We start from the raw sequence: 14,512 nt of genomic DNA on the forward strand, positions 1-14,512 counted from the left end.
GGAATATGCCCCGAAGATATTAGCCGTAGCCACAGACATGACGCTTAGTGGTTGAAAAAAACGTTTTAGCAGTGATATTCGCCGAAAAAACGGCTGCGTAATTTCGACCGCCGGCCCGACCTTCGCAGCCTTCGTTCTTTGCCCACCCTCGCTATGTTTTCCAAAAAATTGCCGATTGCCGCTAGCCTGCTGCTGGCTGCGCCGCTCGCCCACGCCACCGTGCGCCTGCCGGCGCTGGTGGGCTCGCACATGGTGCTGCAACGCGGGCGGCCGGTGCCCGTGTGGGGCTGGGCCGCGCCGGGCGAGCAGGTCAGCGTCACGTTTCGGGGTAAAACCTACGTGGCTAGCCCACCCGATGCCAGCGGCCGCTGGCAGGCTACGCTGCCCGCCACGCCGGCCGGCGGGCCGTATGTGCTCACTGTTAAAGGCCAGAATACCATTGACTTGGCCGATGTATTGGTGGGCGACGTGTGGCTGGCCTCGGGCCAGTCGAACATGCAGATGCCGGTGAAGGACCACCCCGGCGGCTACCAGCCGGTGCAGCAGGCCGACCAGGAAATTGCGGCTGCCAGCTGGCCCGCTATCCGCTTCTTTACCGTGAGCCAAACCGTGGCCTACCGCCCGCAGGCCGAGGTAGCGGGCAGCGGCTGGCAGGTGTGCAGCCCGGCCACGGTGGCGCAGTGTTCGGCCGTGGCGTACTTTTTTGGCCGCGACTTATACAAAAAATACCGGGTGCCGCTAGGCCTGCTCGTGAGCAGTTGGGGCGGCACGCCCGCCGAGAGCTGGGTTAGCGCCGAGGGGCTGGCCGCCTTTCCCGAGTTTGGGGCGCAGGTGGCCGGCTTCGCCGGCAAAACCACCAACCTGAGCGACGACCAGCGGGCCTACGAAGCCAGGCAGCGCGAGCTGCTGCGCAACATCCGGCAGTACGACAAAGGGTACCTGCCCGGCGGCCGCACCTGGGCCGCGCCCGACTTCGACGCCCGCGCCTGGCCTACCATGCCGGTGCCCGGTAGCTGGGAGGCCACGCCGGGGCTGGCCACCTACGACGGCGTGGTGTGGTTTCGGAAGGAAATTGACCTGCCCGCCCGCCTGGCCGGCCAGCCCCTTACGCTGGCGCTGGGCAAGATTGACGACGCCGACAGCACCTATGTAAATGGGGTGCGCGTGGGCTACGCCAGCGGCTACGACCGCCCGCGCAGCTACCCGGTACCCGCCGGGCTGCTGCGGCCGGGCCGCAACGTTATTGCCGTGCGCGTGGTGGATACCGGCGGCGGGGGCGGCATCACCGGCGAGCCCACCGAGCTGGCTTTGCGCGGGGCTGGCCAATCGCTGCCGCTGGCCGGCCCCTGGCAGTACCAGGTGGGCCTGCTGCCGCAAGACCAGCCCGTGGCGCCCGCGCCCGGCGGGGCCGAGCACGCGCCCACCACGCTCTACAACGGGATGATTGCGCCGCTTCAACCACTTGCTCTTAAAGGCGTTATATGGTATCAGGGCGAGAGCAATGCCGACCGTGCCGAGCAGTATCGCACGCTGTTCCCGGCGCTCATTGCCGACTGGCGCCGTTGCTTTGGCCAGCCCGAGCTGCCTTTTCTGTTGGTGCAGCTGGCGGGCTACATGGCCGCCCGGCCCGCGCCCACGGAGTCGGCCTGGGCTGAGCTGCGCGAGGCGCAGGCCCTGGCCTTGCAGGTGCCGCACACCGGGCTAGCCACCGCCATCGACATTGGCGAGGCCGCCGACATTCACCCCCACAACAAGCAGGAGGTGGGCCGCCGCCTGGCCCTGGCCGCCGGGCACGTGGCCTACGGCGATAACAAGCTGGTTTACAGCGGCCCTGCTTATGCCGGCATGAGCCCGGCCGGCTCGGGTATTCGGCTGAAATTCGGGCAGCCAGGCGCCGGGCTGGCCGCGAAAGGCGGCGCAGCTTTGCAGGGCTTTGCCGTGGCGGGCGCCGACCATGTTTTTCACTGGGCCACGGCCAGGGTGGTGGGCAGCGAGGTAGCGGTGCAAAGCCCCGATGTGCCGCAGCCCGTGGCCGTGCGCTACGACTGGGCCGACAACCCCAACGGCAACCTCATCAATAAGGAAGGCCTGCCGGCCCTGCCCTTCCGCACCGATACCTGGCCGGGCGTTACGGCTGGCAAAAAATAAGCTACCTGATTAATGATGAGCATAGTAAGTAGCGCCACCTTGCTGCTGGCTGCCTTGCTGGCTGGCCTGCCCGGGCGGGGGGCTAGCCACGCGGCGCCCGCGCCCCGGTTTTTTGCCGCCGACAATCCGAATATTCAGTACACGGGCCGCGTCGATTTCGGCCAGGCCCGCAAGCCGCGCTTTTGGGCGCCGGGCGTATACATTACGGTGCGCTTTAAGGGCCCCTCGTGCACGGTGCAGCTTGCCGATGAGCTGCTGAACGGCAAGAGCCAGAACTACGTGCAGCTAGTGCTTGATGGCCAGCAGTCGCGCCGCAAGCTCACGGGCCCGGCCACCACGCTGGTAGTAGCCGAAAACCTGCCCAACACCGTCCACACGCTCGTTATTTGCAAAGACACCGAAGCGGGGCAGGGGTACATCGAGTTTGCGGGCCTGACCTGCGCCCGGCTGCTGCCGCCTCCCGCCCGGCCGGCGCACAAAATCGAGTTTATCGGCAATTCGATTACCTGCGGCTACGGCGCCGATATGGCCGAAATTGCCTGTGGCAAGGGCGAGTGGTACGACCAGCACAACGCCTACCAGGCCTACGGCCCGCGCACCGCCCGCGCCCTGGGGGCCGAGTGGCAGCTCACCGCCGAGTCGGGTATTGGCCTGATACACAGCTGCTGCAATAAGCCCAACCTGATGCCCCAGGAGTTTGGCACCATCGACCTGCGCGTGGGCGGCCGGCCCTGGGATGTGCGCCGCTACCAGCCCGACGTGGTCACCATCTGCCTGGGCCAGAACGACGGCGTGCAGGACTCGGTGCAGTTTTGCGGGGCTTACTTGGCTTTTCTCAGAACCCTGCGCGCCGACTACCCGCGCGCCCGCTTCGTGTGCCTCACCAGCCCCATGGCCGACGCCCGCCTCACGGCCGTGCTGCGGCGCTACCTCACGGGCGTGGTGGCGGCCGCCCAGGCCGGCGGCGAGCAGAATATCGACAAGTTTTTCTTCGCCCGCCGCTACACCAGCGGTTGCGGCGCCCACCCCAGCCTGGCCGAGCAGGCGCTGATTGGCAATGAGCTGACGGCCTATTTAAGACAGACGCTGCACTGGTGAAAGCAAAGTGGGCATTAGCTGATAAGCCGCCAGGCCCCGCCAGGCGAATGCAACGTGCGTTAAGAGGCTATTCAGCTCGTTAAATTTCTGCTAATGAGTAAGTTGCCCTCCTTGCTGCTTGGTTTGGCGCTGCTGGCACCATTGCACGTCTTTGCGCAGGCGGCTAGCCCCGCCGACCTCGTGAACCCCCTGATGGGCACCAACGCGAAGCCCGAGTTCTCGAACGGCAACACGTATCCGGCCATCACGCGGCCCTGGGGCATGAGCTGCTGGCTGCCCCAAACCGGCAAAATGGGCAACGGCTGGGCCTCCTAGTACGGGGCCGACAAAATCCGGGGCTTCAGGCAAACGCACCAGCCCTCGCCCTGGAAGGCGCAATACTGGACCCGCGAGGTGCTGAACGCGCCCGCCAACCTCGCCGAAAACCGCTATATCAGCCGCCTGACTGTCAAGGAAATTATGCGCCTTACGCTACGCCACTTCCGTCACGCGCACTTTCACGCCCTTCACTTTGGCGCCGTTCAGCTTTTCCAGCAGCTCGGCGGCTTGCTTGCGCGGCACGGCCACGTAAGAGTAAAAGTCGAATACCTCGATGCGGCCCACGGTGTGGTGGTCGAGGCCACCCACTTTGACAAAGGCGCCAACCAGGTCGTGGGCGCTCACTTTGTGCTTTTTGCCGGCCGTCACGTGCAGCGTCACGGTTTCGGGGCGCGGCAGCTTACTGGCGGCGTTGGCGGGCGGCAGCGGTGCCGGCTTGAGGCGCGCCCACTGCGCGCCCTGGGCGCTGGGCCAGGCCTGCACGCGGGCCTGCTCGGGCGGGGTGGCCAGCAGGTGGGCAGTGCCGGCCACGCCGGCGCGGGCCGTGCGGCCGGCGCGGTGCTGGAAGGTTTCGGCATCGTGCGGCAGGTCGTACTGAATAACCGTATCGAGGGCCGGCACGTCGATGCCGCGGGCCGCTACATCGGTAGCTACCAGGGCCTGGGCCGAGTTATTGCGCAGCTTCATCAGGGCCTTGTCGCGCTCGGGCTGGGGCAGCTTGCCGTGCAGCACCTCGGCGGCCACGCCCCGGCCGCGCAGAAACTGGGCTAGCTCCTCCACCTTGTCGCGGGTATTGGCGAAGATGAGCGTCTGGCCCGTTTCGGGCTGCTGCAAGAGGTGGTAAAGGGCGGCGGGTTTTTCCTCCACGGCATTGAGCACGTGGCCGCGCAGGGTGAGCGAGGCGGGCAGGGCATCGCCGGTAATTTCGCCGTTGAGGCCGCCGGCGGCAGTCAGCATGCGGGGGCGGGTGAGGTACTCGCGCACTAGGGCCAGCACCTTGTCGGGCATGGTAGCCGAAAACAGCAGCGTTTGGCGGCGGCGCGGCAGGCGGCTGATGATGGTGGCCATCTCCTCCTGAAACTTCAAGTCGAGCAGCTTGTCGGCCTCATCCAACACCAATACCTTCAATTGGTTAGGAATGATGTGGCGCTTCTCCAGGTGGTCGAGCAGGCGGCCGGGCGTGGCCACTACCACGTGGGGCGTTTGCTGCAAGGTCTGCACCTCATCGCGCATGGGATGGCCGCCGTAGAGGGCGGCCACGCGCAGGCCGGGGGCGGGCAGGTACTTGCCCAGGCTCTTGAGGGCGTCGCGCACTTGCAGCGCCAGCTCGCGGGCCGGCACCAGCACAATGGCCTGCACGGCCTTGGCGCCAGGGTCAACCTGCGCCAGGATGGCTAGCCCGTAGGCGGCAGTTTTGCCCGAGCCGGTGGGCGCCTGGCCGGCCACATCCTGCAAGTCGAGGGCGGGCTGCAGCACCAGCGCCTGCACGGGCGTGGGCTGGGTGAAATTCAGCTCGGCCAGACCTTGCAAAAGTTCGGGCGAGAGGTTGAAATCGGAAAACGAGGCCGGAGCGGCGGGGTCAGCTTGCATCCGGCAAAGGTACGACCGGCGTGTAGGGGAAGCTTCCGCTTGCCTTTTCCACGACTGGCAGGCGAAAGCTTCCCCTATACTTACTCCGCCACATTCACCAGGCGGTAGCGCACGGCCGTTTTCTTGGGCCGGATATCGAGCCCCACGTGGTGGGCGTAGGCCCAGGTAAAGGCCGCGCCGAAGTAGAAAATCATGGCCGAGTAAAACACAAACAGCAGCACCAGTACCGAGCTGGCGGCCGGCCCGTAGATGGGCCCCAGGTCGCGGCCCACCAGTAGCTGCCCCAGCACCCGCTCGCCCAGCTCGATGAGCACGGCCGTGAGCAGCGCCCCGCGCCGCACCGCCCGCCAGGGCACTTTGGCCGCGCTGAGCGTGCGGAATACGAAGCCGCACCACACCGCCAGAATGAGCAGGCTCACCACAAAATTGAGCACCCACACCACGTAGAAGGCAAAGGTGACATCGAAATCGGATACAAAATCGGCAAATAAGGCCAGGGCTGCATCGGCCGAAAAGGCCAGCACCGACAGCCCCGCCGTGGCCAGTAGCACGCCTGCCGAGCGCAGGCGCTCGCGCGCAGCTACCGATACCTGGCTGAGCTGCCGCCGGGGCCGCACGCGCCACAACTGGTTGAGCGAGTGCTGAATAACGGTAAACAGCGTAGTGGCGATAAACACCAGAAACGCGAAGCCCAGCCAGGTGATGAGCCGGTTGCGGCCCGCGTGGGCCACGTTGTGCACGGTTTGGGCCACCAGGCCGGTGGCGGTGCTGCCAATCACCTCGCCGAGCTTGGTGAGCAGCATGGCCCGCGCGCCCCGCGCCGAATACACCGACCCTAGCAGCTGCACCAGAATAATGAGAATGGGCGGCAGCGCAAACGAGGTAAAAAACGCCGTGGCCGCCCCTAGCCGCAGGGGGTCGTTGGCACCAAGCTCGCGGGCAGCGCGGCGCAGCAAGAGCCAGAACTCGACCCACCACGGAAAGCGATGGGGCACGGGGGCAGAAGAGGAAGCAGAATCCTTCACTAAGAGAAACTTAACGCCGGGCCGACAACATTTTGCGCCTGGCGGGGTACAAGGGGGCAGCCGCCGGGTAGCCCGGCCCGCTGCTACCCTCGGCAGTGGGTGCGCTACTAACACGCATTTTCCGCGGCTAGTTACGCATGACTATAACTTCCATCTCTGCTACCGGGGTGCGGGCCGTGCCCGAGCCCCCGCCCCGCACCTGGATTCAGCGCCGCCTGATAGACCCCTTCATGAGCTTGCTCAAGGCGGGGCTGGCCCCCGGCAGCCTGGCCCTCACGGCGGGCCTGGGCGTGGCCTTCGGGCTGGCGCCCACCTTTGGCATTACCACCCTCGTGAGCACGGCCGTGGCTTTGCGCCTCAAGCTCAACGTGGCGGCCATGCAGCTGGTGTGCCACGTGCTTAGCCCGGTGCAACTCATTCTGCTGCTGCCGTTTTTGCGCTGGGGCGCCACGCTGCTGGGCCAGGGCCGCGAGGTAGCACACCTGAGCATGGCCCAAATCAAACAAATGGTGAAAGTAGACGGCTGGGGCCACGTGCTGCACCTGCTGTGGCGCGCCGAGCTGGGTGCCCTCATGATTTGGGCCGTGGCCGCCGTGCCGGTAGTACTAGCCCTGTATTTTGGCCTGCGGCCGCTGTTTAAGCGCTTCATTGCCCGCCAGGAGGAAGCCGAAGAGATAATAGTGGTGGCCTAACGACGGGCTGCACTAAAAGAGCATATAAAAAAACGTCCGTCCTGCTGAGCTTGCCCAAGCAGCTTGCCCGCACCGTTAGGAGTAGTAACCCTGGCGGTGCGAGCAAGCTGCTTGGGCAAGCTCAGCAGGACGGACGTGCTTGGTTCAGTTAGCGGCTAGCCGAAAATCAGCCTACGAAGCCGTGTAAATCGGCTGCACCTCAGGCTGCTGGAAGTAGGGGTTTACGCCCTCCTGCGAGGTCAGGTCGAGCAGCATCAAATCGACGTGCTGGAACGTGCCGGTGCGGCCTTCGAGAGCAGGGCCGAGCTGCTGCATAAAGTCGGGGTCGTGGCTGATGGTGTCGAAACCCAGCAGCAGGCGCGGGGGCTGGCTGTCGTCGCCGGCCAGCTGCATCTGGGCCACGTAAATGGCGCGGATGTCGGCATTATCGGCCCCAAACCGGGCCAGCGACTCGCCCAGGCCCTCGGGCAGCTCGGGGGCGCTCAGGGTTACCTGGGCATCGGCGGGCAGGCCGCCGCCCTGGCCAAGCTGGCCCATGAGCAGGGCCTGAATTTCGGCGGCGGGCAGCAGCTTGCCGGCCGGCGAAAAGGGGTTCAGCACGCAGTCCTGGCCCTGGGTCATGGCAAAAAACGCCTGGCCCGGAATGGGCGTCCAGGCAATGGTGCTGGCATCCATGCCGCCATCGCTGAGGCGCGCCTCGGAAGTGAAGATGGGCAGGCGGCCATCCTGCAATACTTGCAGCTGAATCTGCTGGCCTTCGGTAAGCTGTACTTCGCCGGTGCCCACGTTGTCGTCGGGTGCCAGCACCATCAGGATATTCTCCTGCAGCAGCGCCTGGTAGAAGGCCGGCCGGGCGTTCTCGTCGATAGGGGCTAGCAGCAGCAGGTGCTCCAGAATGTTCTGGGGCTCGAATGGAAACTCGGGCGCCTCGGGCTGGGCTAGCGGGCCCTGGCCCTGCAAGCCGGCCGGCATGGGCGGCATGGGCGGAATTTGGGGCGTAGGCTCGGCCGGGGCCACGTACTTGGAGCCCTGGTAGCGGGGGCCGCTTTTGGCGGGGGCCGCTTCCTGGGCGGGCGCGGCGTTGGCAGCGGCCGGGGTGGCGCCGGGGGTGGGAGCACCGGGGGTGGCGGGCGCCGATTCAGGTTTTTTTAGAAAGTCGAAGAGACCCATTGCACTGGAAAGATTAGCGTGGTAAGCAAAGGTAAAGGTAGCCTAGCGCGGGGCACAGGCCCGCAGCTCGGCCTCGGTGCCGGCAATGGTGCGCACGCCGGCCGGCCCGGGGTGGTTGCCCCAGTGCCCCTCAATAAAATTAAGTAAATTGGTGACCTGCGCCGGCGACAGCTGGTGGTGAGTAGTGGTGTCCTGCACCCCCAGCATAAGCTGGTTGTAGGCCACGCCCTTCACCACAATGGGGCCGTTGAGGCCGTAGCGCACAATGCAGGCCAGCTGGCCGGAATGCTGGGCCAGGTAATCGGACCCCGCCAGCGGGGGCACGAGCTGCCCAATGCCCTCGCCCTGCTCGCCGTGGCAGCCCGCGCAGTGCTGCACATACAGCCGCTCGCCCTGGTGCTTGGTACTGCTGAAGCACGAAGGCAGGCCTAGCAAAGCCAGCAAAACAAGCGCGGTGGCGGTTGGAAAACGCATATCTAGTGGGCGGCAGTGGCGGCGGTGGCCTTGCGGCCATTCACCTCGTTTAGCAGCACCGGCAGCTGGCGCAGCAGCAGGGCCACCTGCTCGGGGTTGAGGCCGTCGTAGGTGCCGCGCACGTAGCCCTGGTCATCTACGAGGGCCAGCGCGCCGCTGTGGGCAATGCCGCCAGGGGCCTTCAGGTCGGTTTGGGCGGCGGCCAGGTAGTTATTGGCCAGCTTATAGGCGGCGGGGCGGTCGGGGGTGCGCAAAAAGCGCCAGGTGCTGCCCGGCGCCGCTACCCCTAGCCGGCGGGCGTAGTCGGCCAGCACGGGCTGGGTATCGTGCTCGGGGTCGATGGTGAACGACAGGAACGCCACGTTGGGGTCCTGGCCGTACTGCTTGTACACTTTCAGCAGCTCACTCTGCATTTTGGGGCAGATGCCGGGGCAGGTGGCGAAGAAAAAATCGGTGATGTAGACCTTGCCCGCCAGGCTTTTATTTGACACGAGCTTGCCCTCCTGGTCGGGCAGGCTGAAGGCGGGCACCGGCTTTTTGCCCTCGGCCCCGAGGTAGGGCAGGGTGGCCGAGGTCGCTTCCTCGCTATCGAGGTGCACATCGGCAATGCCGGTGTCATTGGCCGGGGTGTTGGTGCCGCAGCCGGCCAGGGCCAGCAAGCCCACGAGGGGCAGATATTTTAAAAGCATAACGCGCAAAACAAGGCAACGAAACGGCCGGCAGCCGGCCTGGCTACTAAACCGCGCGGGGCGCCCCGGCGTTCGCCGCAGGCGGGCCCGCCGGGCAGGTTATTTGGGCTGGGGAGCCGGGGCAGTGGGCGCCGCCGCCTTGGGCTGGGTGGCCCGGCCTAGCGTGGCCTGGGCCGAGTCGAGGACGGTGCGCAGCTGCTGCTCGATGGCCGTGAGCTGCTTTTGCTGGTCTTGCAGGTAGGCCAGGCGCTGGGGGGCGGGGGCCGTGCTGTCGGGGGGCTGGTAGGTGTGCATCCAGGTCATCATGGCGCGGTCGGCGGCCTGCATTTTGGCCATAATGGGCGCCTTGGCGGGCACTTTGGCCTTCGTCAGCTGGTCGCGCAGGGCAAAGAGCTGCTCGGTCTGGTTCATGGCCAGCTCGTGGTGATGGTTTATGACGCTATCGAGCACCTGGGCCTGGGCGGCGGGCGAGGCAGCGTCGGGGGTAGCGGTAGTAGTGGTGGGCTGGTTGTTGCAGCCCGGCAGGGCCAGGCTTAGCAATCCAAACGCCGCACCCAGCGGCAAAAGCAGCAGTTTTTTCATGCGGCAAAGGTACGGCGGGCCGGGAAGCGCGGCGAGCTAGGGCGAGCCGCCAGCTGGCTAAAACTTGGACGGAACTACGTAAAACCTGGATTCGGAGCAGCGCGGCAACAGTGCGGTAGTTTGAGCAAACAGTGCGCAGGACCCGGGCGAAGGTGCGGAAGACCGAGGCTATAGCGCAGAAGACCGGGACGCATGTGCGGCTTCCCGGGGTGGCACCCGGGCCGCCCGCAGCGTATGCCCGGGGCCCCGGGGCGGCAGGTAGGCGCGGCCGCAACGGGCAGAAACCAGACCCCGAAAAAATCAAAACCCCGCGCCAGGCGGTTTATCAGCCACCTTTCCCTTTTCACCCCCAACTTTTCCACGCATATGCAAACCCGCCAACTTGGCCGCGCCGGCCTCACGGTTTCGGCCCTCGGCCTCGGCTGCATGGGCATGTCCGACTTCTACGGCCAGCCCGACGATGCCGAAAGCCTGCGCACCCTGGCCCGCGCCCTGGAGCTGGGCGTCACGTTCTTCGACACGGCCGACATGTATGGCCCCTACACCAACGAGGAGCTGCTCGGCCGCTTTTTCAACGAAGACAAAACCCGCCGTAATAAGGTAGTGCTGGCTACCAAGTTCGGCATCGTGCGCGACCCCAACGACCCTAGCAAGCGCGGCATCAGCGGCCGGCCCGAGTACGTGCGGCAGTCGGCCGAGGGCAGCCTCAAGCGCCTGGGCACCGACCACATTGACCTCTACTACCAGCACCGCGTAGACCCTGGCGTGCCCATCGAGGAAACCGTGGGCGCCATGAGCCGCCTCGTGGAAGAAGGCAAAGTGCGTTTTCTGGGCCTCAGCGAAGCCGGCCCCGACACTATTGCCCGCGCCTACGCCACGCACCCCATTTCGGCCCTGCAAACTGAGTACAGCCTCTGGAGCCGCGACGTGGAAGTGGAAATTCTGCCCTTGCTGCGCGAAAAAGGCATCGGCCTGGTGCCGTACTCGCCGCTGGGTCGGGGCTTCCTCACCGGCGAAATTCAGAAGTTTGAGGATTTCGCCCCCGACGACTACCGCCGCCACTCGCCCCGCTTCCAGGGCGAGAATTTCAACAAAAACCTCAAGCTGGTGAGCCACCTGCGCGACCTGGCCCAGGCCAAAGGCGTAACCGCCAGCCAGCTGGCCCTGGCCTGGGTGCTGGCCCAGGGCGATGACCTGGCGCCTATTCCCGGCACCAAGCGCGTGAAGTACCTCGAAGAAAACGTGGGCGCGCTCGATGTGCAGCTCAGCGCCGACGAGCGGCGCCACCTAGATGAGCTGCTGCCGCTGGGCGCCGCCGCCGGCACCCGCTACCCCGAGGCCATGATGGGGATGGTGGGCCGCTAGGGTAGATGCTGCGAGGCTACGGAGCCGCCGTGGTTTCGTAGTCTTGCAGTATGACCCAGCTTTTATTTCTAGCACTGGCCGTAAGCACGGCGCTGCCTGCCGCCGCGCCGCCCGCGTGCAAAACCGTGCATACGGGTACCTTTCGAATGGCGAGCCCGAATGGGGTGACGACGCTCATCACCCGCACTGCAACAAGGCAGACGGAATTAATGAGTAACTCCACCCAGCAAACAACTTACGCGGTGAAGTGGCTCGATGAGTGCACCTACGAGCTTATCCCGGAGGCGTCAGTTTTTGTGAAATACCCCGCAATGCCTCGTCATGCCCGCCTCACGGTGCGCATAACCAGCGTAAGCGAGAGTGGCTACCAGATAGAGAGCAAGCTCAACATGCTGCCCGAGATAATGCGAAGCGAAGTGCTGCGGGTGCGGTAGATTGTGCCGCCAGTCGCATCTTCGCCCCCATGCACTACCCCGTTGAGCTGGCCTGGGGCCCGCTGCACCTGCCCGTGCACCTGCTGTGCGAGGTGCTGGCCTACTCGCTGGGCTACCGCTTTTACACGGCCCTGCGCGCCCGCACCCAGGACCGCATCAGCGACCAGGGCCGGCAGTGGATATTCGTGGGCGCCGCCGCCGGCGCACTGCTAGGCTCGCGCCTGCTCGGCCTGCTCGAACACCCCGAACTGCTCCTGCACCCGCCCGGCGGCTGGCTCTACTACGCCACTAACAAAACCATCGTGGGCGGCTTTCTGGGCGGCCTGCTAGGGGTGGAGCTGACCAAAAAATACTTGGGTATAAAAACCAGCAGCGGCGACCTTATGGTGTATCCGCTCGCGCTGGGGCTAGCCATCGGCCGGCTCGGCTGCCACTTCAGCGGCCTCGAAGACGGTACCTTCGGTACCGCCACGCGCCTGCCCTGGGGCATCAATTTTGGCGACGGCGTGCGGCGCCACCCCACCAACTTGTACGAAATTGGGTTTTTAGTCCTGCTGGCTAGCCTGCTCTGGCTGCTGGAGCGCCGCCAGCCGCTGCCCAACGGCCGCCGCTTCGAGCTATTTTTAGCCGGGTATTTACTCTTTCGCCTGTTTATAGAGTTTCTCAAGCCCACAGTGGCGCTGCCGGGCCTGGGCCTCACGGCAATACAGTGGGCTTGCGTAGTGGGGCTAGGGTATTATGTTTGGCTGTGGGTGCGCAAGGCAGCCGATTACAAGCAGCGCCTTGCGTAATAAATTTCTTGAGTTTTTATTTCTAAAATGGAGCTTACCTACACACTGGATGAAAATGATTTTTTAAATCATCAGCTTTACTTAGCATCCAAATCCGATAGAATAAAAAAGAGCAGGTTAAAAAGGCGCATTTGGGCAGTGGTCGCTTTCCTGTCAATGGCTTGGTTATTCTATATGAAAAGGGATGTCGCCCTTTTTTGGTATTTTTTTGTGGCCGCAGCGCTGGCGGCAATCTTCTATCCGCTTTACCTGAGACGCTTATATAAGAGACATTATCAGAAATACATACGCGAAAACTATTTAAATAGAATTGGTAAGACCGTTGCAATACAATTAGATGACGAAAAATTGTGGTCTAAAAATGAGTTATCCGAAGGCAGTATAAGCCTGGCTGGCTTAACCGAAATTGTAGAGGTGCCAACTGCATTTTACTTGAAAACAGATACTAGTTCGGCTTTATTGCTACCTAAAAGCCAAATGGCCGATACAGCAGAAGTAAAGGCAGAATTACAAGCCGTTGCCAGGCGCTACAGCATCCCTTACCAAGAAGAACTCAACTGGCAGTGGAAATAATTTATTGACAAGTAAAGCCAACGTCAACTTACATATGCCCGAACGCCCGTACACCTACTACGACTTCACCCTGAGTTTGTGCCCGCAGTGCCTGCGGCGCATCGAGGCCAAAATTGTCTTTGAGGACGGGGCCGTGTACATGCTCAAGCGCTGCCCCGAGCATGGGCGGCAGAAGGTGCGCATTGCCACCGACATCGAGTACTACAAAAGCATCCGCAACTATGTGAAGCCTAGCGAAACGCCGCGCCGCTTCAACATGGCCACGCACTACGGCTGCCCCTACGACTGCGGCCTCTGCACCGACCACGAGCAGCACAGCTGCCTCACCGTGATTGAGGTAACGGACCGCTGCAACCTCACCTGCCCCACCTGCTACGCCGAAAGCAGCCCCACCCACGGCCGCCACCGCACCCTAGCCGAAATAGAGGCGATGGTGGACCTGGTAGTGGCCAACGAGGGCGAGCCCGACGTAATCCAGATTTCGGGCGGCGAGCCCACGCTGCACCCGCAGTTCTGGGAAATTCTGGATATGTGCAAGCGCAAGCCAATCAAGCACTTGATGGTGAATACCAACGGCGTGCGGCTAGCTAAGGATGAAGCTTTTGTGGCGCGGCTAGCCACTTACGCGGGCGCGTTTGAGGTGTATTTGCAGTTCGATTCCTTCCGCGAAAGCGTGTTGCTGACCATGCGCGGACGCGACCTGCGCGAGGTGCGCCAGCAGGCCATCGCCAACCTCAACAAGTACAACCTCAGCACCACGCTCGTCGTGACCCTGCAAAAGGGTCTCAACGACGACGAGATGGGCGACATCATCGACTACGCGCTGAAGCAGCGCTGCGTGCGCGGCGTCACGTTTCAGCCCACGCAGGCCGCCGGCCGGCTCGACAATTTCAACCCCGAAACCGACTCATTTTCGCTTACCGAAGTGCGCCAGGGCATCATCGACCAGAGCCCGGTTTTCACGGCCGACGACCTGCTGCCGGTGCCCTGCAATCCCGACGCCCTAGCCATGGCCTACGCCCTGAAGCTCGACGGCGAGGTATTTCCGCTCACGCGCTACGTCGACCCCGCCGACCTGCTCCAGAGCGGCGGCAACACCATCGTGTATGAGCGCGACCCGCGCCTGCGCCAGCACATGCTCAAATTATTCAGCACTGCCAATACCGTGGATACGGTAGTGCCCGAAATCAACCAGTTATTGTGCTGCCTGCCGCAGGTGTCGGCGCCCAATCTGGGCTACGATAATTTATTCCGGATAATTATTCTGCAATTCATGGACGCCTGGAATTTCGACGTGCGGGCCGTCAAAAAGTCCTGCGTGCATATTGTGAGCAAGGATTTAAAAATTATTCCCTTCGAGACGATGAATATCTTTTACCGCGACCAGGAAAAGCTGGCGCGGCTCGAAGAATTGCGTAGCGAAAGAGTTGGTATCTAATGGAGCCGGAAAAGAAAAAGGAATCCTTCGTGCCTGGCTGCTTGCTAGGCTGCGCCTTGGTAGTGTTAGTGCTGTTGCTGATGTTATATCAGTGCGGCCATAGCGGCCTAGGTATTTCAAACTAA

The 14,512-nt window shown here is 63.7% G+C and carries 14 protein-coding genes and 1 pseudogene; 9 read left to right on the forward strand and 6 right to left on the reverse strand.

All coding sequences use genetic code 11. From position 1 onward, the window contains the following. The first annotated feature begins 153 nt into the window (after positions 1 to 153). The 3 genes and pseudogenes from Q5H89_RS15400 to Q5H89_RS23285 all read left to right on the forward strand — a co-directional run. A complete protein-coding gene (locus tag Q5H89_RS15400; RefSeq protein ID WP_305020235.1) occupies positions 154 to 2,148 on the forward strand; it encodes a sialate O-acetylesterase in 1,995 nt (664 codons plus the stop codon). Positions 2,149 to 2,163: 15 nt separating this feature from the next. Then, entirely contained in the window at positions 2,164 to 3,246 is a 1,083-nt protein-coding gene (locus Q5H89_RS15405) for an SGNH/GDSL hydrolase family protein (protein ID WP_305020236.1), read from the forward strand. 192 nt (positions 3,247 to 3,438) lie between these two features. Then, positions 3,439 to 3,627 (forward strand): annotated as a pseudogene (locus Q5H89_RS23285) (hypothetical protein); the annotation flags it as partial. A gap of 90 nt (positions 3,628 to 3,717) precedes the next feature. Here Q5H89_RS23285 and Q5H89_RS15415 read toward each other — a convergent pair. Next, positions 3,718 to 5,154, reverse strand: a complete 1,437-nt coding sequence (locus Q5H89_RS15415) for a DEAD/DEAH box helicase (protein ID WP_305020237.1) — start codon at positions 5,152 to 5,154, stop codon at positions 3,718 to 3,720. Between the two features lie 80 nt (positions 5,155 to 5,234). Next, positions 5,235 to 6,149 (reverse strand): YihY/virulence factor BrkB family protein, encoded by a 915-nt coding sequence (locus Q5H89_RS15420; protein ID WP_305020238.1) that lies wholly within the window; start codon positions 6,147 to 6,149, stop codon positions 5,235 to 5,237. A gap of 167 nt (positions 6,150 to 6,316) precedes the next feature. Here Q5H89_RS15420 and Q5H89_RS15425 point away from each other — a divergent pair, with 167 nt between their 5' ends. Continuing rightward, the gene (locus Q5H89_RS15425) at positions 6,317 to 6,871 is read left to right on the forward strand and encodes a DUF2062 domain-containing protein (protein ID WP_305020239.1); all 555 of its coding nucleotides are present in this window, start codon (positions 6,317 to 6,319) and stop codon (positions 6,869 to 6,871) included. Positions 6,872 to 7,042: 171 nt separating this feature from the next. Here the strand turns inward: Q5H89_RS15425 and Q5H89_RS15430 are convergent, their stop codons facing one another. From Q5H89_RS15430 to Q5H89_RS15445, 4 genes are all read right to left on the reverse strand, one after another. After that, positions 7,043 to 8,041, reverse strand: coding sequence for an enhanced serine sensitivity protein SseB C-terminal domain-containing protein (locus Q5H89_RS15430; RefSeq protein ID WP_305020240.1), 999 nt, complete (start codon positions 8,039 to 8,041; stop codon positions 7,043 to 7,045). Between the two features lie 42 nt (positions 8,042 to 8,083). Further along, entirely contained in the window at positions 8,084 to 8,515 is a 432-nt protein-coding gene (locus Q5H89_RS15435) for a c-type cytochrome (RefSeq protein ID WP_305020241.1), read from the reverse strand. Positions 8,516 to 8,517: 2 nt separating this feature from the next. After that, positions 8,518 to 9,204 (reverse strand): SCO family protein, encoded by a 687-nt coding sequence (locus Q5H89_RS15440; RefSeq protein ID WP_305020242.1) that lies wholly within the window; start codon positions 9,202 to 9,204, stop codon positions 8,518 to 8,520. 99 nt (positions 9,205 to 9,303) lie between these two features. Continuing rightward, a complete protein-coding gene (locus tag Q5H89_RS15445) occupies positions 9,304 to 9,786 on the reverse strand; it encodes a hypothetical protein (protein ID WP_305020243.1) in 483 nt (160 codons plus the stop codon). Between the two features lie 366 nt (positions 9,787 to 10,152). On the opposite strand from Q5H89_RS15445, the gene Q5H89_RS15450 reads away from it, so the two are divergent. The 5 genes from Q5H89_RS15450 (at position 10,153) to Q5H89_RS15470 (ending at position 14,387) form a co-directional block, all read left to right on the forward strand. Then, entirely contained in the window at positions 10,153 to 11,151 is a 999-nt protein-coding gene (locus Q5H89_RS15450; protein WP_305020244.1) for an aldo/keto reductase, read from the forward strand. Between the two features lie 209 nt (positions 11,152 to 11,360). After that, on the forward strand, positions 11,361 to 11,585 hold the full coding sequence (locus Q5H89_RS15455) for a hypothetical protein (protein ID WP_305020245.1): 225 nt from the start codon (positions 11,361 to 11,363) through the stop codon (positions 11,583 to 11,585). Positions 11,586 to 11,614: 29 nt separating this feature from the next. Continuing rightward, the gene (locus Q5H89_RS15460) at positions 11,615 to 12,376 is read left to right on the forward strand and encodes a prolipoprotein diacylglyceryl transferase (RefSeq protein WP_305020246.1); all 762 of its coding nucleotides are present in this window, start codon (positions 11,615 to 11,617) and stop codon (positions 12,374 to 12,376) included. A gap of 27 nt (positions 12,377 to 12,403) precedes the next feature. Beyond that, positions 12,404 to 12,949 (forward strand): YcxB family protein, encoded by a 546-nt coding sequence (locus Q5H89_RS15465; protein WP_305020247.1) that lies wholly within the window; start codon positions 12,404 to 12,406, stop codon positions 12,947 to 12,949. Between the two features lie 34 nt (positions 12,950 to 12,983). Beyond that, complete coding sequence (locus Q5H89_RS15470; RefSeq protein ID WP_305020248.1) at positions 12,984 to 14,387, forward strand: radical SAM protein; 1,404 nt, start codon at positions 12,984 to 12,986, stop codon at positions 14,385 to 14,387. Positions 14,388 to 14,512: the final 125 nt, after the last annotated feature.

Source organism: Hymenobacter cheonanensis (genome assembly GCF_030581075.1).
GTDB lineage: Bacteria > Bacteroidota > Bacteroidia > Cytophagales > Hymenobacteraceae > Hymenobacter.